This is a genomic window from Kitasatospora sp. NPDC088160, assembly GCF_044741445.1.
Classification (GTDB): domain Bacteria; phylum Actinomycetota; class Actinomycetes; order Streptomycetales; family Streptomycetaceae; genus Kitasatospora.
Window position 1 is genome coordinate 195,720 of record NZ_JBIUSS010000005.1, and the last position, 21,406, is coordinate 217,125.

Sequence of the window (21,406 nt, forward strand, 5' to 3'; positions counted from 1 at the left end):
GTTCCGCGCCACCCGCGCCCGATTCCCGCGCGTCGCCGTACGGCCCACGCCGGTCATGCTTCCCGCGCGGCTCCACCCGGTTCCACGTCCGTCCCTTCCGCCCCCCACCGGTAGGGACCGGTTCCGGAATCCGGGCTATTCACTGTATGGAATCCCCGCATTCCGGGTGTCCACAGTTGACTGTTTTTTAGCAACGAATTGCTTGACCATGAGCCACTTTGCGCACTGGTTCTGTCATGTTCTAGACAGCGTTTTCGACTCCGGAACGCTCTGGCCCCTTGCCGGCCCCCACAGCCGGCCAGAGGAGGATCCGTTGCGCCCCCGCTCCCTTGCCCTCGCCGCGGCGATAGCCGTGCTGCCGCTGACCGCCGTCTCGCTCGGTGTCTCCACCGCGCAGGCCGCCCCCGCTCCCCGTGTCGCGCTCCCGAACACCGTCAACCCGGCAGTGGCCCACTCGGAGAAGAAGGGCGACGTCCCGGCCGAGCAGCAGATCTCGGTGGCCGTCAGCCTGAAGCTGCGTGACACCGCCGCCCTCGACCGCTTCCTCGCCGCGGTCGCCACCCCCGGCACCCCCGAGTTCGGCAAGTACCTGACGCCGGAGCAGTTCACCGCCCGGTTCGGGCCGACCCAGGCCGCCGTCGACCAGGTCAAGACCTACCTGGCCGCCCAGGGCCTGACCGTCACCGAGGTGAGCGCCAACCGCCAGGTGGTCAGCGCCCACGGCACCAACGCGCAGATCTCGCAGGCCTTCGGCACCCACGAGAGCTCCTACGTCGACCCGCAGCTACAGCGCGCCTTCTTCGCCAACGACGCCGCCGCCTCCGTCCCGGCCGACCTGGCCGACGTGGTCCAGGGCGTGAGCGGCCTGGACAACCACGCGGTCCGCAAGAACCGCCTGGCCAAGCCGAACTCGGTCACCCCGCACACGGCCTCCTCGACCCCGAGCGGCTTCGGCCCGTCGCAGTACGACGGCGCCTACAACCTGAACAAGACCGGCGCCGACGGCACCGGCACGACGGTCGCCCTCTGGGAGTTCGACGGCTACTCGTCCTCCAACCTGACCACCTACGACTCGCAGTACGGCCTGTCCGGCCCGGCCGTCTCCACGGTCTCGGTGGACGGCGCCAACTACGACTCCGCCCCCGGCGGGGGCCAGGGCGAGGTCGAGCTGGACAGCGAGATCGTCCGCGGCGCGGCGCCGAAGGCGACCCAGCTGGTCTACGAGGCGCCCAACAGCGACCAGGGCGAGATCGACATGGCCAACAAGATCGTGGCCGACAACCAGGTCTCGGTCATCTCGATCTCGTGGGGCTCCTGCGAGCCGGACACCACCGCCGCCTCGATGACGGCCGTGGACAACGCCTTCAAGCAGGCCGCCGCCCAGGGCATCTCGATCTTCTCCGCCTCCGGTGACGACGGCTCCCGCGACTGCACCCGCTCCACCAGCGGCTCGTCGGTCAAGGCGGTCGACTTCCCGGCGTCCAGCCCGCACCAGACCGGCGTCGGCGGCACCAACCTCCAGGTGTCCGGCACCTCGTACTCCTCGGAGAGCGCCTGGAGCAGCGCCGGCGGCGGCGTCTCCACCGTGTTCGGCAAGCCGACCTGGCAGACCGGCACCGGCACCGGCACCGGCACCATGCGCACCGTCCCGGACGTCTCCTCCAACGCCGACCCGGCGAGCGGCTTCGCGATCTACACGGCCGGCTCCTGGCAGGTCTACGGCGGCACCAGCGCGGCGGCGCCGCTGTGGGCCGGCTACGCGGCCCAGTTCAACCAGAAAGCCAAGGCGGCCGGCCAGCCGGTCCTGGGCGAGGCGAACCCGAAGCTGTACGCGGTCGCGAACAGCAGCAACTACTCCGGCGCCTTCCACGACGTGACCAGCGGCTCCAACCAGGACTTCCCGGCCGGGACGGGCTACGACCAGGTCACCGGCTGGGGCACCCCGATCGCCGACGGCCTGACCACCGCCCTGCTCGGCGGCGGCTCCACCACCCCGCCCACCGGCGGCTGCACCGCGGCCCAGCTGATCGGCAACGGCGGCTTCGAGACCGGCACCGCCGCCCCGTGGACCACCTCCAGCGGCGTGGTCGACAACAGCTCCTCGCAGGCGGCCCACTCGGGCAGCTGGAAGGCCTGGCTGGACGGCTACGGCAGCGCCCACACCGACACCCTGTCGCAGACCATCTCGGTGCCGGCCGGCTGCAAGTCCGCCAGCCTCACCTTCTGGCTGCACATCGACACCGCGGAGACCGGCTCCACCGCGTACGACAAGCTGACCGTCCAGGCCAACGGCACCACGCTGGCGACGTACTCCAACGTCAACGCCGCCGCCGGCTACGTGAAGCGCACCCTGGACCTCTCCTCCTTCGCCGGCAAGAACGTGACCGTCAAGTTCACCGGCACCGAGGACGGCTCCAACCAGACCAGCTTCGTGATCGACGACATCGCGCTGAACGTCAACTGACCACCAGCGGGTAGCACCACCTGACCCCCGCCGGGGCGGCGCCGACAGGGCCCGCCCCGGCGGTGTGCGTCCGCCCGTCGCGACGGGCGGCGCGGGCGCGCGGCGAGGGCGTGTGTTTCCGAACTGTTTCAAGATCACCAACCCTTCGGTTCACCTGCCGTGACCCCTGTCATACGCACGACTGATGACGTAGCCTCTCGACCGTGCATAGGGTTCCCCAAAGCTCGGTGAAGCCGTCGGCGGCGAGCCTCGGCGCCGGCCAGGCCCCTCCGAACTCACCTGGCGGGGAGGGTCACCGCATGGCCGCACAGCAGCCTCAGGACTCCGCGCGACTCCGGCTGGTCGGACTGCGCCCGGAGCGCCCCGGCCCGTCCGTACCCGCACCGCCTCCGGCACCCGCGCACGCCGGGCGGGCCACCGCCCCCGGCGGCTTCGCGGACACCCTGCACCTGGCCATCGAGGCCAGCGGCCTCAGCCTGGACCGGATCAGAGCCGCCCTCACCCAGCGCGGCGTCAGAGTCAGCGTCACGACGCTGAGTTACTGGCGGCGCGGACGCAGCCAGCCCGAACGGGCCAGCTCGCTGAGAGCCGTCCACCTGCTGGAGGAACTGCTCGGACTGCCGCACAGCGCGCTCACCTCGCTGCTCGGCCCGCCCCGCCCGCGCGGCCGCTGGGCCGCCGTCGCGAACACCTGCCACCTCGGCCTGGAGGACGTCTGGCCGGGCGAACGGCAGATCGCGGACATCTTCGCCGAGCTGGACGCCCCGCCGCAGGGCGAACTGGAGCGGCTGAGCATCCACGACTCGTACTACGTGGACGCCGAGCGGCGCGGCAACCTGCTGCGGATGCGCCAGGTGGTGCGCGCCACCGTCGGCGGCGTGGGCCGCTGCCTGGTCGTGCACAAGGCCGACGAGGAGGCGACGGGCTGCCCGGAGATCACCTCGGTGCGGCACGGCCGGCTGGGCCGGGTCCGGCGCCGCCCGGAGGCCGGCCTGACCGTCGGCGAGCTGATGCTGGACCGCCCGCTGGCGCTCGGCGACAGCACGGTCTTCGAGTACGAGGTGGAGATCCCGCCGGGCGGCCCGACGCTGGAGTACAGCCGCCGCTTCGCCACCCCGGTGCGCGAGTACGTGCTCCAGGTGCACTTCGACCCGGCGGCCGTCCCGGCGCACTGCGAGCGCTACGACCGCGAGCCGGGCGCGGACGTCGACCACCGCCGCGAGCAGCTCTGGGTCGGCGCCTCCGCGAGTGCCCACGTGCTCGCGCCGGACCAGCAGCCCGGGCACATCGGCATCCGCTGGGAGTGGCAGTAGCCGCCCCCGGCGTCCAGTCGTCCCCGACATCCGGCCGCCCCGGCGTCCGACCGCCCCCGCCGTCCTCGAACCGGCCCGCGCACCCCCGCCACACCTGACCATCCGCCAGGCCCCGCACCGGCACTAGCGCCTCCTCCTCGCCCCCGCCACGCCCGGGCCGCCGAACGGTTGTCACCCGTCCGGCGCAACCCGCCGTGCCACCTTCCGCCCGCTTTGGGACTTTGGTCCCGATAACACGCGGGGCCGGCCCGGGAAGGCCAGTCCTGTCACGCCGTCAGGCGTCGACCAGGAAGACCGCAGGAAAGAGGCGGAGCATGACCCGTACCGACCACCTGTCCCCGCTGCTGGAATTCGACGAGGTCGAACCGGACGAGGACTGCATATGCGGGGGCTGCAGCGCCCGCCGCCGCGCCCGGCGGCACGCCGCACCGGTGCACGAGGGCGGGCACGCCGCGGCCCGCAGCATCCGCCGCCGGGCCGCCGTGCTGATGGCCGCCGTCGGCACCGCGGTGGGCGGCGGGACGGCCGCCGCCGGGCACGCCACCGCGGCCCCCACCCCCGGCCCCACCCCGGGCGGCAGCAGCACCGCCCAGCCCCCGCAGACCCCGCAGGGCGAGGTCAGCGGCCTCTACGGCCAAGCACCCGGCGCCCGCGCCTTCGCCGCCCCGCGCGCCGCCGCCCAGCCGCCCACCCGGGCGCAGATCATCCAGCGCGCCCAGGGCTGGGTCGACCAGCAGGTGCCGTACGGCATGGGCAGCTACTGGTCGGACGGCTACCGCCAGGACTGCTCCGGCTTCGTCTCGATGGCCTGGGGCCTCGGCAGCAGCCAGACCACCTGGACCCTGCCGAACTTCGCCGAGCGGATCGGCAAGGCCGACCTCCAGCCCGGCGACGTGCTGATCTACAACAACCCGGCCAGCCCGCAGTCCGGGTCGCACGTGACGATCTTCGGCGGCTGGACGGACTCCTCCCTCACCCGCTACCTCGCCTACGAGCAGACCTCCCCCGGCACCAAGAAGCGCGACACCCCGTACGCCTACTGGAACAACTCCGGCGCCTACGTCCCGTACCGCTACACCGGCCTGTCCGGCGGCAGCAACGACGGCACCCCGGCCACCGCCTTCCCGGGCGCGGACAAGTTCGGCCCCGGCGCGAACAACGCGTACGTCACCGAGCTCGGCCGGCTGCTGGTGCAGCGCGGCGGCGCCCGGTTCTACTCCGAGGGCCCCGACCCGCGCTGGGGCGAGGCCGACCGGCGGGCCACCCAGGCCTTCCAGGAGGCCCAGGGCTGGCGCGGCGCCGAGGCCGACGGCATCCCCGGCAAGGACACCTGGGACTACCTGGTCAACGGCAAGGGCCGCGCCATCGGCGCCGGCACCACCCCGCTACCGCCGCCGGTCCGGCCCGGCACCGGGGCGCCCGCCTTCCCCGGCCGGCAGTACTTCGGACCGGGTCAGAACAACGACCAGGTCCGCCTGCTGGGCGAGCAGCTGGTGCGCAAGGGCTTCGGCGGCTCGTACGGCGTCGGCCCCGGCCCGCGCTGGAGCGAGAGCGACCGGCGGGCCGTCCAGGCCTTCCAGCAGGCCCAGGGCTGGCGCGGCGCCGAGGCCGACGGCTACCCCGGCCCGGACACCTGGCGCCGGCTCTTCGCCTGACGCACGCCGACGGCGTGGTGCCCGCCCCGGCGGGCGCCACGCCTCACCCCTGAGGCTTCGACGACATCCAGTGGAAGAGGCCCATCGCCACGCTGGTGGCCAGGTTGAAGCTGGACACCCCCGGCTGCATCGGCACCGAGACCAGGTGGTCCGCCCGCGCCTTGAGCTCCGCCGAGACGCCGTGCCGCTCGGTGCCGAAGGCGAGCAGCGCGTCGTCCGGGAACGGCAGCGTCCGGATGTCCGCGCCCTCGGGGTCCAGCACGTACAGCGGCCCGGCGGGCAGCTCCGGCAGGGCCAGCCGCTCCACCGCGGTGGCGAAGTGCAGGCCCGCGCTGCCGCGCAGCACGGTCGGGTGCCAGGGGTCCAGATCTCCGGTGGTCACCACGCCGGTGGCGCCGAAGCCGGCCGCCAGCCGGATCACCGCCCCGACGTTGCCCAGGTTGCGCGGGTTCTCCAGCAGCACCACCGGGGCCGGGCGCGGGCGGCGGGCCAGGGCCGCCAGGTTCGCCCCGACGGACGGCCGCGCGGCCAGGGCGACCACCCCGGTCGGGTGCAGCCGGGGTGCCAGCGTCCGCAGCCGTTCCTCGGGCAGCTCCACCGCCAGCGCGTCCAGCGCCGGCGCGACGTCCGGCGCCAGTTCCCCGGCCAGGGCCAGCAGCGCCGCCCGGTCGGCAGTCAGCACCCGCCGGACGTCCCCGCCGAAGCGCAGCGCGTGCTTCAGCGGGTGGAACCCGTCCAGCAGGACGGCCCCCGGCTCCCGCTCCGCCGCCCGCCACGCCCGCAACACCTCGTCGTCCATGGCGTTCATGGCGTTCATGGCGTTCACTCTGCCACCTCGTCCGAGGCCGTCTGATCCGAGGCCACCTGATCCAGGACCGTCTGATCCAGGGCCACCCCGCCTGGGGCGGCCCCGCCCGGGCCGGGCTCGCCGGGGCGGCCCGCAGCGGCGATCACCTCGTCGAAGCCGAGCGGCCGGCCGGTCGGGCCGTCCGGATCGGCGGCGAGCCCCGCGAGCGCGAGGTCGAGGTGCCGGTGGACCAGCGAGCCGTCCGCGTCGAGCGCGGCCAGCGCGCCCGGCAGCGGGCGGGACACCCGGACGCAGAGCAGCACCAGGTCGCCCATCCCCACGTCGGCCCGCAGCCGCCCGGCATCCTGGGCGGCGCGCAGCAGCGCCTCGACGGCGGTGACGGCTTCGCGGCGGACGGCGACCAGGTCCTCGTCCACCACCAGCCGCTCCAGCAGCACCACGATCGCCGCGCCCATCCGCAGGTCGGCGGCGGCGTGCACGAAGCGGCGCAGCGCCCGGTACGGGTCGGTCTCGTCGCGGCGGGCCCGTTCGGCGGCCTCGGCGAGCCGGGCCAGCAGGTCGGTGACCAGGGCGCGGACCAGGGCCTCCCGGTCGGGGAAGCGCCGGTAGAGGGTGGCCGGGCCGACGCCGGCCCGCCGGACCACGGCGTCCAGCGGGGCGTCCGGGCCCCGTTCCAGGAACACCTCGCAGGCGGCGTCCAGGATCCTGCGCCGGCTGCGTTCCGCGTCGGCCCTCATCGGCAACTCCCTAACCGGAGAAATTCTCTCCCCCTATGCTAGCGTCCAGTGAAGCGGAGAAAATCTCTCCGCATCGTTGAGGAGCCGAGGAGTGACGCCGTGAACACCACCGCGCTCACCGTCCACACCGACATCGACGGCACCAGCCACCCGCGCGAGGCCGTCCTCGCCTGGGAGCTCGACCGCGCCCGCGCCGCCCTGCGCCTGCTCAAGCAGCGCCTCGGCGACGACCGGACGCGCGAACTGCTCACCCCCGACACCACCGCCGCCGACACCGCCCTGGCCGCCTGGGCCCACGCCTCCGGCGGCCGGTGGAGCACCGCCGTCACCGAGCTCACCGCCGCCGGCATCGACGCCGACCGCTTCCTCACCTGGTGGCAGGGCCGCCTGCACGCCCCCGACCGGGACGCCCTGCTCGCCGCCAACCCCGAGCACTACCTGGCCGACTCCACCGGCGAACGGGTCGAGATCATCGAGACCCTCGGCACCGGCCCGGCCCGCTTCTTCCTGCGCTTCCACGACGACGTCCCGATCGCCGGGCCCGGCCACCAGGCCTTCCCGGTCCGCATCGGCGGCACCGGCACCCTCGCCGACGGCACCGAGGTGCTGCGGGTGATGCACGAGTTCGCCGACACCCCGGACGGCCTGCGGATCCGCCTCACCGTCCAGTTCCCCGAGGCCGCCCCCGCCCTCCTCGGCGCCGGCCACCAGTGGCACTTCGCCTGCGAGTTCGCCAACTGGCTGGAGGCAGCGGCCCGCGCCGCCTGACGCCCCGGCGCCGTTCGGCCCCGACGTTCGCCCGACGTTCGCCCTTCCAGGAGGGGCGAACGTCGCCTACTGCGGCCCCCGCACGTCCTCCCGCCCCCTCAGCGCCCGCTCCAGGTCCTTCAGCGCCTGCCCCAGCAGCCGCGTCCCCGCCCGCACCACGTCCCGCTGCACCCCCGCCGGCGCCTGCGCCAGCCGTTCCTCCAGCCGCGCCTGCGCCTCCCGCACGGCGCCGAACTCCACCGGCTGCCCGGTGAGCAGCGCCGCCCCCGCGAGCGCGGTGGCCAGCCGCAGCTCCTCCGCGTACTCCGCCGTACCCGGCACCGGGTCGGCGTCGGCGGCCGGCAGGTGCGCCTCCAGCAGGACGGCGACCCGTCCGAGGTGCCCGACGGCCGCCCGGGCCCGGTCGACCTGGCGCCGGGACACCCCGGGCAGCCCGGAGGCGTGCCGGCCCGGTTCGGCGTCGGCGCGCTGCATGGCCTGGAGCAGTTCCGAGCGGGCCTCCCGGGAGTCCAGCAGCGCGGTCCGCACCGCCCGCCCGCGCGGCGCGGCCGGGTCCTCGTAGCAGGCGACCACCGCGGCCGCGTACCGCCCGGCGGCGGCGAGCCACTCGGCCAGCCGCTCCCCGAGCCGGGCGGTCTGCCAGGTCGGGAAGAGCGCGTACGTCACCAGCGCCACCGACCCGCCGAGCAGGGTGAGCCCGACCCGTTCGAAGGCCGTCGTGAGCGGGTTCCCGGCCTGGAGCCCGAGCAGGAACACCACGTACGTCGAGATCCCGACCGTCGTCAGCGCGTACCCGGTCCGGAACGCGAGGTACGAGCCGCCGATGCACAGCACGGCCAGCGCGGCCAGCACCCACTCCCCGGGGTGGGTGAGCTGCACCACCAGCGTCGAGACGGCGACCCCGACGACCGTCCCGGCCAGCCGGGCGACACCCCGGCTGTAGGTCTGGGCGAAGTCCGGCCGCATCACCATCGCGGCGGTCATCGGCGCCCAGTAGCCGTGGTGGAACCCGACCAGCCGGGCCAGCAGGTAGGCGACGGTGACCACCCCGGCGAGCCGGACGGCGTGCTGGAAGATCGCCGAGCGCGGCCGCAGCTGCCGGCGCACCGTCCGCAGCGCGACCGGCAGCATCCGGAGGATCGACGGCTTGTGCAGCGCCCCGCCCGCGCCGATCACGGGCGTGGTGATGGTGTCCGCGTCGCCCCGCTCCAGCGTGTCCGCGGCCTTGCGCAGCAGCCCGCCCAGTCGGCGGGCCGACCGCCGGGCCGCCCCCTGCAACCGCGGCCCCTCGTCCGGCGGGACCAGGGTGAGCGTGGGCGCCGAGCGGGGCAGCCGGACGGGGTCGCCGGTGCGGACGGCCCGGGCCAGGGCGTCCATGACCTCGGCGGCGGCCGCCAGCACCTCACGGGCCCGGTCGCGTTCGGGCCCCTCCTCCGGGGCGCCCACCTTGGGATCGGCGAGCGCGGCCAGGGTGGGCCGGATGCGCTCGGCGAGGCCGCGCAGGCCGCGCAGTTCGGCCGGCCGGTGGCGGTCCTGCCAGGGGGTCAGGGCGGCGGCGTGCCGGGCCGTCATGAACGGCGCCGGGTCGACGTGCGCGGTCGGATCCTGCCTCAACCTGCGCGCGTAGTCGGCGAGTTCCGCGTAGGTGTCGGCGAGGGCGTCCCGCTGGGCACTCCAGCTCCCGATCGGCCACAGGGTGATGACGACGGCTTGGACGACCCCGCCGAGGGCGGCGACCAGCCCGTGTCCGAGCGCGGCGGTCGCGCTGACCGGCAGTTGGACGACGATCAGCATCACCGAGACGGTGTTGGTCGCGACCACCCCGGCGGTCGGCCCGATCGCCCAGGCGAGCCCGGCGCCGAAGGCCCACACCGCGAGCAGCACCGGGAACAACCCGGGGACCCCGGCCGCCAGGTAGCCGAGGAAGGTGCTGATCCCGAGCCCGGCCCCGGCCGCGACGGCGAGACTGGCCCGGGGCCGGAAGCTGCGCTGGAAGGTGGCCGTGCCGGCGATGAAGGCGCCCATCGCGGCCGAGGTGGCGAGCGCGACCCCGCCGAGCGCGAGGGTGGGGAAGAGCACCAACGCCACCGCGACGGCCCCGCGCAGGGCCCGCTTGGGGTCGGTGAGCGCCCGGTCGAGGGTGAGTCCGGTCCGCGCGGTGTCGCGAAGGGCGGCGAACCAGGACATACGGGTCAGCCTAGGGCACGCCCTCCGTGACCGGCGCTCGTGACCGCCGGATCCGCCGCAGCCGCGCCGCCACCCAGAGCAGCGCGCCGGTCGGCAGGAACACCGCGTCCGCCGCGATCATCGCGAGCGAGAACACCGGCAGCCCGAGCAGCAGTGCGATCCCCAGGTGCTCGGCCAGCAGCACCGCCAGCAGCACGTTCTTGACCCGCCGGTTGAGCAGCGTGAACGGGAACGCGACCTGCACGACCACCGTGCCGTACGAGATCAGGAAGACCGGCAGCAGCGCCGAGCCGACCAGCCCGGACAGCCACGGCCAGGGCGTGAAGTAGTCCAGGTGCAGCGGGTAGTACAGCGCGGTGCCGTCCTGCCAGCGCGAGCCCTGCACCTTGTACCAGCCGGCCGTCGCGTAGATCAGCACCACCTCGACGGCGATCACCAGCATCGCGCAGTTGTGCACCATGTTCGCCAGCGCGTCGAGCACCGCGCGCGGTTCGCCGTCCGGCCGCAGCCGCCCCAGCGTCCACCAGAGCCCGGCCACCGCCCAGAGCCCCCAGAACAGCGGCGCCCAGCCGGCGTACGGGAAGGTCCGGACCGTCCAGGTGAGGCTCTCGCCGGAGAAGCCGCCGACCTGGCAGGCCGCCAGGACGGCGCCGAGCAGCACCCAGAGCACCACCCCGGCCCGCCCCGGCCGGGCCCGCCGGGCGTCCAGCGACCACACCTCGGCGCAGCGGGTGAAGACCAGGTAGACCGCCATCAGGTGGACGACGTTGTCGCCGCCGTCGCCGAGGAAGACGTTGCGGTTCTGCAGCGACAGCACGGTGACCAGGAACAGCACCGTGCTCGCCCTGGTCCGCCAGCCCAGCACCACCGCGACGGCGGCCAGCACCGCCAGGTGGTAGACCAGCTCGAACCAGGGCCGCCCGCCGAACCACGGCAGCACCGTGAACGCCCCGTTGTCGGTCAGCAGCCGCTCGGCCAGGTCCATCGACCAGGGCGACCGGTCCCCGTACAGCACCCGCCGGTTGGGCCACTCGCGCAGCAGGTAAGCGAGCCAGACCAGCCCGAAGCCGATCCGCACCACGGCGGCCTGGTGGCGGCCCAGCGCACGCCCGGTGAAGGCCGCCATCGCCCGGGCGGCCAGGTCGGCCGGGCCGGGCCCGCGCGGCGCCGGGTCGGGCCGGGGCCCGGGGGCCGAGCCGGCGGCGGGCGGTTGCCCGGCCTGGCGCGGGATGCCCTCCGACCACCGTGGCTCGGCCGCCGGCGAGCGCTCGGGCGACACCTCCGGCGAGAGCTCGGACGCCACGTCGGACGACACCTCCGGCGACACCTCGCTCACCCGAGCTCCCGGTAGTCCTCGTCGTCCACCGGCCACCAGGGCAGCTCCCGCACCTTCGGCGCCGGTGGCGCGGCCTCGCCGCTCCAGGACGGCGGCGGGACGGTCACCGCGGTGGCCCGGAACTCGACCTCCAGGATCCGCTCGCCGTCCACCTCCCGGCCGATCCGTTGCAGGGCGATCCGCTTGAGGTACTGCTCGGCGAGCCTGCCGCGGGTGTTGGTCAGCGCCTCGTCCTGCGGGTTGTGCGAGCCGTCGTAGAAGTCCCAGGCCCGGCGCAGCACGTTCTGGTCGACGTGGCTGGGGGCGGGGTTGTGCCGGATCGCGGCGACGTCCCGCGCGGTCAGCCCGGTCCAGTCGCGGGTGCGGGTGGTGCCGTCGGCGGCGGCGGTGCGCACCCGGGCGTCCAGGCTGACGTTCTGCTGCAGCGGATTCGGCGCGAACAGCCGCCAGTTCTGCTCGAACTCCGGGTACACCAGGCCGTCGACCTCGTCCCGGTACTGCCGGGACAGCGAGTTGGCCGGCGCGACGTGCAGGAACACCGCCGCGAGGAAGAGCCCGGTGCCGACCACCAGCACCGCCGCGGTCAGGCCGAGCACGAGCTGCGCGGGCGTCGACCAGACCCGTCCGGCGGCCGGGCGGTCCGTCGTCTCCGTCATGGCCTCCCCGGCCCGGTCGGCGCGCCGCCCGGGTCCCGTCCCGGCGCGGTCGCGCGCCCATCCTGCCCTACCGGGCGAACACGACGGTGCCGGACGGGGCCACCGGGCCACCGTCCTACAGGCCTACAGGCCTACAGGACGAAGGCGTCCTGGTCGGTGCTGCTGACCATCGGACGGCCCGCGCCCTCCCAGGCGTACATGCCGCCGTCCACGTTCACCGCGTCCCGGCCCTGCTGCACCAGGTACTGGACGACCTGCGCGGAGCGTCCGCCGACCCGGCAGAGCACGTACAGCTTCCCGTCCGGCAGCTCGCCGATCCGGGCGATCACCTCGCCGAGCGGGATGTGCAGCGCGCCGTCCACGTGGCCGGCGTCCCACTCGTCCTGCTCGCGCACGTCCAGCAGGGCTGCGTCGGCGGGCACTGCGGCGGCGGTGGTGGAGGGGATCTGGGCGAACATCGTGTGGCTCTCCTGGGGCTGGGTCGGGTCGGTGCCATTGTCGCCCACCGGCTGCCGGTGGCCGTCGCCCGCCGCGGCCGGGGCGCCGAGCAGCCGCTCCAGTTCGGCCTGCTGGGCGGCGGCCTTGGCGAGCAGTTCCTCGGCGAGCTGCTCCAGCAGCCGGTCCGGGTCCTGCGGGGCCAGCGCGAGCAGCTGACCCATCGGGGTCTGTTCCAGCCGGACCTGCTCGGTGGCGGTCTCGGTGATCTTGCCGGTCAGCCACTCCAGCCGGCGGCGCAGCCACTCCAGCCGGTCGGGGGAGTCGGTGCCGGGCGCGGCCTCGGGCGCGGTGGACCACTCGGCGGACAGGCCCTCCAGCGCGGCGGCGTCGCCGACCGCGTAGGCCTCGTTCACCCGGGCCAGGAATGCGGCCCGGCGCTGCTGCTCGGCCGGGTCGGTGCTGAGGTCGGGGTGGGCCCGGCGGACCAGCTCGCGGTAGATCCGCTGGGCGTCCCGCCCGGGGCGCACCCGGGCCGGCGCGGCGGGCGGCGGCGGGGCCGCCTCCTGCTCCCGGACGGAGTCGAACAGCGCGTCGAGGTCGGGCAGTTCGTCGACCTGCCGGCGGGCCTCGGCGGCCCGGCGGAGGTCCTCGGGGTGCCCGGTCCTGGCCGCGACCGCCTCGGCGACCAGCGCCTCCAGCTCGTCCAGCCGGGCGTAGAGCGGGCCCAGCAGCTGATGGTGGATCAGCGCGAAGTTGTCGATCTCGACCCGCAGCGTCTGCACGTCGACGTCCATGCTGAGCCAGGCGAGTTCGGCGGCGGCGACCCGCTCCTCCAGCTCCTGCTGCTGCGGGTCCGTCCAGCGGACGGGGCTCTGCGCGGTCACTTCTCGCCTCTGTCTCGTCCGGCCGGCTGCGTCCATGCGGAGCCGCCCCGCGGGGTGGCCCGGCCTGCCACCCTACCCTCGCGCGCGAAGGCCCGGTCCGGGTGAACGGGGAGTGCGAACCGGCGCGCGCCGCACGGCACGCAACCGATCCTGAGGAATCTCCCCGTTTCGCTATCACGCCCGGGCCGGTCCGTGCTTCGCTAGGGCGTGTCTGATGATTCGCGTCAGATCAGCACGCGGCGTCGGGCGCCCGGCGGACTCGTTCAGACACGCCCTCAAGCCCGGCACGATCCACAAGACACGCCCCGGGTTTCCGCACAGCGTGCCTTCCTCCGGAGAGACGGCCGCCTCCAGGCGTGGCGGCCAGGCGGGAGCAGACCGAATCCATGGTGGCCGAGTCCAACTCCACACCGCGTCCGGCGGGCGCCGAGGCCGTACCGGGTGACCACCCGACCGGCGTGGCCGCCCTGGTCCGGCTCGCCCTCGTCCTGGTCGACCGGACCGGACGGATCGCCCAGTGGAGCCGGGCCGCCGAGGAACTGTTCGGGCACCGCGCCGAAGTCGCCCACGACCGGCCGGCCAGCGGACTGCTGCCCGCCGTGGAACCGCTCGCCGCCCCCGGCCAGGCCGCCGGGTCCGTCGTGCGCCGCCGCTGCGACGCCCTGGACACCCTGGCCGCGCTGACCGCCGACGGGCGCCCCTGGGCCGGCCAGCTGGCCGTCATCGACCGCGAGGAGCACCTGCGCGACGTGCTCTGGTGGGCCTGGCCGCTGCCCGACCCGTTCGGCGGCCTGCTCGCCCTCGCCGCCGACGCCCGGCCGCTGCGCACCGCCGGCCCCCGGCTCGCACTCGGCGAGCGGCTGCTGCCGTTCGCCGCCGCCCCGCCCGCCCGGGGCGGCTTCCACCGGCTGGGCGCGGCCCTGACCCCGCCCGGCCGGCTGCGCGCCGGTCTGCTGTCGGCCGACCGGCTGGCCGGGCTGCTGCCGGCCGGTTCGGCCGACCGCCGGGCGCTGCTGCTCGACGTGCTGGACCAGGCCGGTCTGCCCGCTCTGCGGCTGGACCCGGCCACCGTGCTGCCGGTCCTGCCCGCCGACCCGCAGGCCGCCGCCGCGCACGCCGCCGCCGGACTCGGCCGCCGCTACCCGACCGCCCAGCAGCGCGCCGCCCGGGTCGGCCCGCCGCCGCAGCCCGAGCAGTCCGCGCCCCCGGCCCGGACGGTCCGGGGGCGGCCGACCGGCCCGCTGCCGGCCCAGCGCGAGACCGCCGAGCGGTCCGCGGCCGCCCAGCCGTCCGGCGCCGCCGGCGCCCCGGCGGGCGTCCCACCGACCACCCCGGCCCCGACCGCCCCGTCCCCGACCGCCCCGTCCCCGACCGGAGGAGGAGCCGCCATCGAGCCGGCCGCCGCCGAACCGTCCGCCCACGGCCGTCCACCCCGCCGCGCCAACCGGGCCCCTTCCGCCCCCGCCGGCGCCGAGGGCGCCCAGTCCGGGCGGCTGAGCCCGTTCCTGACCAACGGGCAGGCCGGCGAGCAGCTGGCGCTGCTGAACGAGGTCGGCGGCAAGGTCGGCACCACCCTGGACCTCGGCTTCACCGCGCACGAGCTCTGCCAGGTGCTGGTCCCCCGGGTCGCCGACTTCGCCTGCGTGGACCTGGTGGACGGGCTGATCTCCGAATCCGAGCTGCCGGCCGCCCGCCCGGACGACGACACCATGCTCCGCCGGGTCGCCCTGGTCTACAACGAGACCGGCGGCGCCTGGGACCACGTGCTGTCCGAGGGCTCGCTGGTCAGCATGCCGCGCCGCACCCCGCCGGGGATGGCCCTGCAGCTGAACCAGCCGGTCCTGGTCCCGGTGATCAGCGCGGACGTCGCGGTCGACTACGCGATCGCGCTCGGCGGAGCCCGGCTGGCCCCGGTGGTCTCCGGCCGCTCGATGCTGGTGGTGCCGCTGTCCGCCCGGGGCACCGTGCTGGGCATCCTCAAGCTGCTCCGGCTGCCGGACCGCGCCCCCTTCGACGAGAGCGACGCCGCCACGCTCAAGGAGCTGGCCGTCCGCGCCGCGCTCTCCCTGGACAACGCCCGGCTGCACCGCGCCGAGGCCAGGGTGGCCACCACCCTCCAGCGCTCGATGATCCCGACCCGCCCGCCGCAGATCCCCGGCGTCCAGATCGCCCACCGCTACCTGCCGGGCGACCCGAAGGCCGAGGTCGGCGGCGACTGGTTCGACGCGATCCAGCTGCCCGGCAGCCGGGTCGCCCTGGTGGTCGGCGACGTGATGGGCCACGGCCTGCACTCGGCGGCCGCGATGGGGCGCTTCCGGACGGCCATGCAGACCCTCGCCGCGCTCGACCTGCCGCCCGGCCAACTGCTGCGGCACCTGGACAACCTGGCCCACAAGCTCGGCGACGACCACCTCGCCACCTGCCTGTACGCGGTCTACGACCCGATCAACCGGACCTGCGAGCTGGCCAGCGCCGGCCACGTCCCGCCGGTGCTGGTGCACCCGGACGGCTCCGGCGAGCTGCTGGAGATCCCGGCCGGCGCGCCGATCGGGGTCGGCGGGGTGCCGTTCGTCGCCAAGACCATCGACGTCTCGGACGGCTCGATGCTGGTGCTGTGCACCGACGGCCTGGTCGAGGTCCGGGGCGGCGACATAGGAGCGGGCCTGGCAGCGCTCTGCGGCAATCTGATCGACCCACTGCAGAGCCCCGAGCAGGCCTGCGACGTGGTGCTCAAGCGGCTGCACTCGGACGACCGGAAGGACGACGTCGCCCTGCTGGTGGCCCGCTTCGACGGGGTCGCCCCGTCCGAGGTGGCCACCTGGGACCTCAGGGTGGACCACCGCGAGGTGCGCCGGGCCCGCTCGCTGGTCCGCGAGCAGTTGGCCGGCTGGCACCTGGAGGCGCTCAGCGACATCACCGAGCTGCTGGTCAGCGAGCTGGTCACGAACGCCGTCCGGGTGGCCCGGGACCGCGTCCAGCTCCAGCTGATCCGGGTGGACAAGCTGCTGGTGGAGGTCAGCGACGACAACCACAACCTGCCGTCGCTGGAACCGGCCGAACAGTTGGGCGAGACCGGCCGCGGTCTCACCCTGGTGACCAAGCTCGCCGAACGCTGGGGCACCGCCCGCAAGGCGGTCGGCAAGGTGGTCTGGTTCGAACTCCCCCTGCCGCACGCCTGACGGCCGGCTGCCCGACGGCCGTCAGACGGTGTGTGGATCAGGGGACGAGCGCGCCCGCCGGGCGCCGCCGGGCCTCCACCGCGACCTCCCGCGACGCGGCCGCGGCCACCGAGGTGGCGGCCCCGACCCCGGCCAGCACCCGCGGCCAGAAGTCCCCGAACACCTCGACCGAGACGGCGAGCAGCAGCGCGGTGGTCACCGCGACCACGTGCTCCAGCCCGGCGAGGTTCGGCAGCACGACCGCCTCGCCGACCATCATGACCACCACCAGGCCGGCGGTGAACCAGGCCCGGCAGCGGAACGCGATGCAGATCGCCAGCGCCACCACCGCGGCCGACGGCCCGGTGTCCCGCACGTAGGCGACCCACTTCGGGAAGCCGAACAGGTGGCCCGGGCCGAGCGCCACGCCGATCCGGGCGAACAGCGTGCCCGCCAGGGTGCAGGTGTAGGCCACCACCAGGGTCATCCGCCGGCCGAGCACGATCTCGGCGACGCCGAAGACCACGAACACCTGGGCCAGCGCGCCCCAGACCGGCAGGTCCAGCGCCGGCACGTACAGCGAGAGCGGGGTCCGCAGCAGCGAGACGTCCAGCGGCAACGCCGCCTTCACCACCCCGATGCGGTTGACGAAGTGCTCACCGCCCGGCAGGTGCTGGGTGATGCTGAACAGGAGGATCAGAAACGTCGCCGCCGTGGCCATCGGAACGGCGGCGAACTTCTTGCGCACCACCGCGTCCCGCACCGTCGCGTACAACGTCCCCCACTCGGCGACAGCGGCCGATCTGGCCAGTGCCAGCGACCCCTCCCGCACGCCCCCCGCGTGGGTCCTGTCCATCACAACCGTTACTCCCGAATCCCCGAACTTTCTGAGCTACTCCCACATTAGAAGCCTCTTAACAAATCCACATCGGCATAGATGCGGATCAGGGTCATCCTCTGGGGGGAGGGATATCCCTGACGTCACCCCCTATCCGACCGCCCGGTCCCCTCCGCCCCCCGGCGGAGGGCTACCCCTTCCCGTCCCGCGCCGCGACCGGGAGCCGGGGCGCCACCACGGCGGCCCCGGAGTGCCGGCGGCGGAACAGGGCGGGCAGGCTCGGCGCGACGATGAAGCCCTCGGCCCGCGCGCTGGCGATGCCGATCCGCGGGATCTCGCTGCTCTTCTCGAACAGCAGGTAGCGGGGCTCCCAGATCGGCCGGTACTTGGCGTTCGCGCGGTACAGCGACTCGATCTGCCACCAGCGCGAGAAGAAGCCCAGGACGGAACGCCACAACCGCAGCACCGGGCCGGCCCCGAGCCGCGAACCGCGCTCGAAGACCGAGCGGAACATCGCGAAGTTCAGCGACACCCGCTTCAGCCCGACCTCCTCGGCACGCTGCAGCAGCTCGATGACCATGAACTCCATCAGGCCGTTCTCGGTGTCCCGGGCCCGGCGCATCAGGTCCAGCGAGAGCCCGTCCGGGCCCCACGGGACGAAGCTCAGCAGCGCCTTGAGCTCGCCGTCGCCGTCGTGGCACTCCAGCATCACGCAGCGGCCGTCGCCCGGGTCGCCGAGCCGGCCGAGCGCCATCGAGAAGCCGCGCTCGGTCGCCCCGTCGCGCCACTGGTCGGCCTTGGCCACCAGTTCGGCCATCTCGCACTCGGGGATGTCCTCGTGCCGGCGGATCCGCACCGTGTACCCGGCCCGCTTGACCCGGTTGTACGCCTGGCGGACCACCCGCATCGCCCGGCCGTCCAGCGAGAACTCGTCCAGCTCGACGATCGCCTCGTCGCCCAGCTCCAGCGCGTCCAGCCCGTGCCGGGCGTAGATCACGCCGGCCTCCTCGGAGGCGCCCATCACGGCCGGCGCCCAGGCGTGCTCGCGGGCCTCGGCCAGCCAGGAGTCGATCGCGCCCGGCCAGGCCTCCGGGTCGCCGATCGGGTCGCCCGAGGCCAGCGAGACCCCGCCGATCACCCGGTAGGTCACCGCCGCCTTGCCGCTGGGGGAGAAGATCACCGCCTTGTCCCGGCGCAGCGCGAAGTAGCCGAGCGAGTCCCGCTCGCCCTGCTTGTCCAGCAGCGAGCGCAGCTTCGCCTCGTCCTCGGGGTTCAGCAGCTCCTTGCCGCGCGGGCTGCGGAAGGCCACGTAGAGCACCAGCAGGAAGAGCACCGCGCCCATCGCGTTGATCGCCGCGTTGACCCAGGTCGGCGAGGAGATCACCGAGCGCAGGTGCTCCGAGGGGTTGATCGTGATCATCCGGCCGACGGAGTAGCGGAAGAGGTCCCAGAAGCCCGCGCCGCCGAGCCCGTTGGTCGCCCAGACCAGCAGCGCGCCGACGACCCCGCCGAACAGCAGCCCGCCGACGAAGGTGGCCGCCGCGGTCTTCGGGTTGGAGCGGTCGCCCTTGGACGTGAAGTCCTTCCGCCCGATGACCAGCGCCAGGACGAACAGGCAGGTCAGCACGGTGGAGATGTAGTTGAGCGGGTGGTCCTTGAACCGCTCGCCGGGCATCACCATGGCCAGCAGGTACAGCACCGCGAACATGCTGGCCAGGGCCGCGTTGAAGATCCAGGCGGCCCGCTTGCGCCGCCGCATCGCGATGGCCAGGAAGACCGCCAGCACCGCGCTGGCCAGACCCGAGGTCATCAGGTACGGGGTGAAGTACTCACCCTCGTTGTGCTCGTTGACCTGGTTCCCCCACGGCACCAGCAGCACCGTCGCCACGTTCAGCAGCGCCAGCAGCCGGAGGTACCACACGGAGACGGCGGCGGCCCGCGGGCGCCAGCGGTCGAGCACGCCGACGGGCCGGGGCCCGGTGGACGTGGCGGAAGGCTCCGACTTCACAGTGGACGACACAGCTCAATTCCAAACGATCAGATGGTGGGGCGCATCCGCACACGGCCCGGCGACGGGTGCCCGCAGGGGGCCCGACGGACTGACCGGCGGCCCTCACCTCGACCGGGCGCCCACTGAATGGAGCAGGCCGACAAAGGGCAGCCAACTCCATGGTTCCCCACCCGGCCTGAGAATTGCGTGAACCGGGTAGCGGATTCCGACCCCCGCCATGTGGCGGGGGTGAGGACCGCCATCCGTTCGGCGCCCCACCCCGGCTACCCCTACCCTCGAAACGACCCGCGCGGACCGCCCGACCCCGGCCGCCAGAACCGAGGAGGCACCATCACCGACACCCGCGTGCTGATCGTGGACGACGAGATCCTGGTCCGCTCCGGCCTGGGCCTCATCGTCGGCTCCGCCCCCGACCTGGACGTCGTCGGCGACTGCTCCGGCGGCCAGGCCGAGGAGCACGTCCAGCGCCTGCGCCCGCACGTGGTGCTCCTCGACATCCGGATGCCGGACCTCGACGGCATCTCGGTGCTGCGCCGGCTGCGCGCCCTGCCGGACCCGCCCGCCGTGGCGATGCTCACCACCTTCGACAGCGACGAGTACATCGGCACCGCGCTGCGGGCCGGCGCCGCCGGCTTCCTGCTCAAGGACACCGCCCCCGAGCAGCTGGTCCACGCCGTCCGGGTGCTCGCGGCCGGCGGCAACATCCTGTCCCCGACCGTGACCCGCACCGTGATCGGCGGCTACGTGGACGGCGGCGGCCCGGACGCCGAGGCCACCTCGCTCGCCCGCACCCTCACCGGCCGGGAGCTCGACGTGCTGGCCCTGCTCGGCGAGGGACTGTCCAACGCCGAGATCGCCGACCGGCTCTTCCTCGGCACCGGCACCGTCAAGGACCACATCAGCGCGATCCTCGGCAAGCTCGGCGCGGCCAACCGGGTCCAGGCGGCGGTGCTCGCCCACCGGGCCGGGCTGGTCCGGCCGAAACCCGGCGACGGGGCATGACGGCCACCGAACAGCTGCCGTCCAGACGGCTCCCGGCCTGGTGCACCGCCCCCTGGCTGATGCTGCTGCTGCCCGCCCTCTACTCCCTCCTGGACGCCGCCCTGGTGGCCCGGAACTCCCCGTGGTGGCAGATCGCGCTCTCCACGCTGGCCGCCGTCGCCCTGCTCTGGCGCCGCCGCTTCCCGGTGGCGGCGCTGCTGCTCACCATGCCCGGCAGCTACGTCGACGACATCTGGCTGGCCCCGATCACCGCCGTCTACACGGTGGCCGCCGAGCGCCCCCGCCCGCGGATCGTCATCCCCTGCGCGACCCTGTTCACGCTGGTCGAGTTCTTCCACTGGCCGCTGTCCGAACAGACCCTCGAACTCAGCCGGGACACCGCGCTCTACGCCATCCAGTCGGTGATGCTGGCCGCCGGCCCGGCCGCCACCGGGCTGCTCGCCCGCACCCGGCGGGAGCTGGCCGCCCGGCTCGACGAGCTGACCCGCGGCCAGGAGCGGGAGAGCCGGCTGCTCGCCGAACGGGTGCTGATCAGCGAGCGCGGCCGGCTCGCCCGGGAGATGCACGACGTGGTCTCGCACCAGGTCAGCCTGATCAGCATCCAGGCCGGCGCGCTCCAGGTGAGCACCGGCGACCCGGCCGCCGCGGCCACCGCCCGCACCATCCGCGAACTGGCCGTCCGCACCCTCGACGAGCTGCGCCAGATGGTCGGGGTGCTGCGCAGCACCGCGAGCCCGCGCCCGGACGCCCCGCTCGCCCCGCAGCCCCGGCTGGCCGACCTGCCCCGGCTGATCGCGGAGAGCGGGCTGGCCGCCGACACCGAACTGAACCCCGGTGACCGCCCGTGGCCGGAGGCGGTCGAGCGGGCCGCCTACCGCACCGTCCAGGAGGCGCTCACCAACATCACCAAGTACGCCCCGGAGGCGGCGGTGCACGTGAAGGTCCGGGCGAAGGGGCGCCGACTGCGGGTCGAGGTGCGCAACGACGCGCCCCCGGTCCACCCGGACGAGATCCTGCCGGGCGGCGGCCACGGCCTGGTCGGCCTGCGCGAGCGCGCGCAGTTGCTGGGCGGCTCGCTCAGCGCCGGCCCCACCCAGGACGGCGGCTTCGAGGTCCGCGCCGAGCTGCCCGCCACCCGTTCCTGACCGGGA

General features: G+C 74.5%; 15 protein-coding genes. 7 read left to right on the forward strand and 8 right to left on the reverse strand.

Features of this window, described 5'->3' with window-relative positions:
- Nucleotides 1-313: 313 nt before the first annotated feature.
- The 3 genes from ACIOGZ_RS09695 to ACIOGZ_RS09705 all read left to right on the forward strand — a co-directional run bounded on the left by ACIOGZ_RS09695 (nucleotide 314) and on the right by ACIOGZ_RS09705 (nucleotide 5,432).
- Entirely contained in the window at nucleotides 314-2,464 is a 2,151-nt protein-coding gene (locus ACIOGZ_RS09695; RefSeq protein WP_400985496.1) for a protease pro-enzyme activation domain-containing protein, read from the forward strand.
- A 299-nt stretch (nucleotides 2,465-2,763) separates the two neighbouring features.
- Nucleotides 2,764-3,777 (forward strand): XRE family transcriptional regulator, encoded by a 1,014-nt coding sequence (locus ACIOGZ_RS09700; protein WP_363588008.1) that lies wholly within the window; start codon nucleotides 2,764-2,766, stop codon nucleotides 3,775-3,777.
- 314 nt (nucleotides 3,778-4,091) lie between these two features.
- On the forward strand, nucleotides 4,092-5,432 hold the full coding sequence (locus tag ACIOGZ_RS09705) for a peptidoglycan-binding protein (protein ID WP_400985498.1): 1,341 nt from the start codon (nucleotides 4,092-4,094) through the stop codon (nucleotides 5,430-5,432).
- 43 nt (nucleotides 5,433-5,475) lie between these two features.
- On the opposite strand, the gene ACIOGZ_RS09710 is transcribed toward ACIOGZ_RS09705, so the two are convergent.
- Together ACIOGZ_RS09710 and ACIOGZ_RS09715 are read right to left on the reverse strand one after the other, a co-directional pair.
- Nucleotides 5,476-6,231: an RNA methyltransferase gene (locus ACIOGZ_RS09710; RefSeq protein ID WP_363588022.1), complete on the reverse strand. Its 756-nt coding sequence runs from the start codon at nucleotides 6,229-6,231 to the stop codon at nucleotides 5,476-5,478.
- Nucleotides 6,232-6,254: 23 nt separating this feature from the next.
- Nucleotides 6,255-6,977, reverse strand: coding sequence for a TetR/AcrR family transcriptional regulator (locus tag ACIOGZ_RS09715; RefSeq protein ID WP_400804340.1), 723 nt, complete (start codon nucleotides 6,975-6,977; stop codon nucleotides 6,255-6,257).
- 99 nt (nucleotides 6,978-7,076) lie between these two features.
- Between ACIOGZ_RS09715 and ACIOGZ_RS09720 the strand changes: the two genes are divergently transcribed.
- The gene (locus ACIOGZ_RS09720) at nucleotides 7,077-7,745 is read left to right on the forward strand and encodes a hypothetical protein (RefSeq protein ID WP_400985500.1); all 669 of its coding nucleotides are present in this window, start codon (nucleotides 7,077-7,079) and stop codon (nucleotides 7,743-7,745) included.
- A 66-nt stretch (nucleotides 7,746-7,811) separates the two neighbouring features.
- Here ACIOGZ_RS09720 and ACIOGZ_RS09725 read toward each other — a convergent pair whose 3' ends face one another.
- The 4 genes from ACIOGZ_RS09725 to ACIOGZ_RS09740 all read right to left on the reverse strand — a co-directional run bounded on the left by ACIOGZ_RS09725 (nucleotide 7,812) and on the right by ACIOGZ_RS09740 (nucleotide 13,246).
- A complete protein-coding gene (locus ACIOGZ_RS09725; RefSeq protein ID WP_363588000.1) occupies nucleotides 7,812-9,932 on the reverse strand; it encodes an FUSC family protein in 2,121 nt (706 codons plus the stop codon).
- 10 nt (nucleotides 9,933-9,942) lie between these two features.
- On the reverse strand, nucleotides 9,943-11,268 hold the full coding sequence (locus ACIOGZ_RS09730) for an HTTM domain-containing protein (protein ID WP_400985502.1): 1,326 nt from the start codon (nucleotides 11,266-11,268) through the stop codon (nucleotides 9,943-9,945).
- A complete protein-coding gene (locus ACIOGZ_RS09735; RefSeq protein ID WP_400985504.1) occupies nucleotides 11,265-11,924 on the reverse strand; it encodes a DUF5819 family protein in 660 nt (219 codons plus the stop codon). Before ACIOGZ_RS09735 ends, ACIOGZ_RS09730 begins: the two co-directional genes overlap by 4 nt.
- A 131-nt stretch (nucleotides 11,925-12,055) precedes the next feature.
- The gene (locus ACIOGZ_RS09740) at nucleotides 12,056-13,246 is read right to left on the reverse strand and encodes a rhodanese-like domain-containing protein (protein WP_363587996.1); all 1,191 of its coding nucleotides are present in this window, start codon (nucleotides 13,244-13,246) and stop codon (nucleotides 12,056-12,058) included.
- A 356-nt stretch (nucleotides 13,247-13,602) separates the two neighbouring features.
- Here ACIOGZ_RS09740 and ACIOGZ_RS09745 point away from each other — a divergent pair, with 356 nt between their 5' ends.
- Nucleotides 13,603-16,425 carry a SpoIIE family protein phosphatase gene (locus ACIOGZ_RS09745; protein ID WP_400985506.1) on the forward strand — a complete coding sequence of 941 codons (2,823 nt, stop codon included), beginning with the start codon at nucleotides 13,603-13,605 and terminating at the stop codon, nucleotides 16,423-16,425.
- Between the two features lie 37 nt (nucleotides 16,426-16,462).
- Here the strand turns inward: ACIOGZ_RS09745 and ACIOGZ_RS09750 are convergent, their stop codons facing one another.
- On the reverse strand, nucleotides 16,463-17,260 hold the full coding sequence (locus ACIOGZ_RS09750) for a hypothetical protein (RefSeq protein WP_363587992.1): 798 nt from the start codon (nucleotides 17,258-17,260) through the stop codon (nucleotides 16,463-16,465).
- A gap of 172 nt (nucleotides 17,261-17,432) precedes the next feature.
- Entirely contained in the window at nucleotides 17,433-19,262 is a 1,830-nt protein-coding gene (locus ACIOGZ_RS09755; protein ID WP_400327283.1) for a phosphatidylglycerol lysyltransferase domain-containing protein, read from the reverse strand.
- Nucleotides 19,263-19,583: 321 nt separating this feature from the next.
- On the opposite strand from ACIOGZ_RS09755, the gene ACIOGZ_RS09760 reads away from it, so the two are divergent.
- Nucleotides 19,584-20,255, forward strand: a complete 672-nt coding sequence (locus tag ACIOGZ_RS09760) for a response regulator transcription factor (protein ID WP_363588016.1) — start codon at nucleotides 19,584-19,586, stop codon at nucleotides 20,253-20,255.
- Nucleotides 20,252-21,400, forward strand: a complete 1,149-nt coding sequence (locus ACIOGZ_RS09765; protein ID WP_363628010.1) for a histidine kinase — start codon at nucleotides 20,252-20,254, stop codon at nucleotides 21,398-21,400. The genes ACIOGZ_RS09760 and ACIOGZ_RS09765 overlap by 4 nt, the downstream gene beginning before the upstream one ends.
- Nucleotides 21,401-21,406 lie beyond the last annotated feature (6 nt).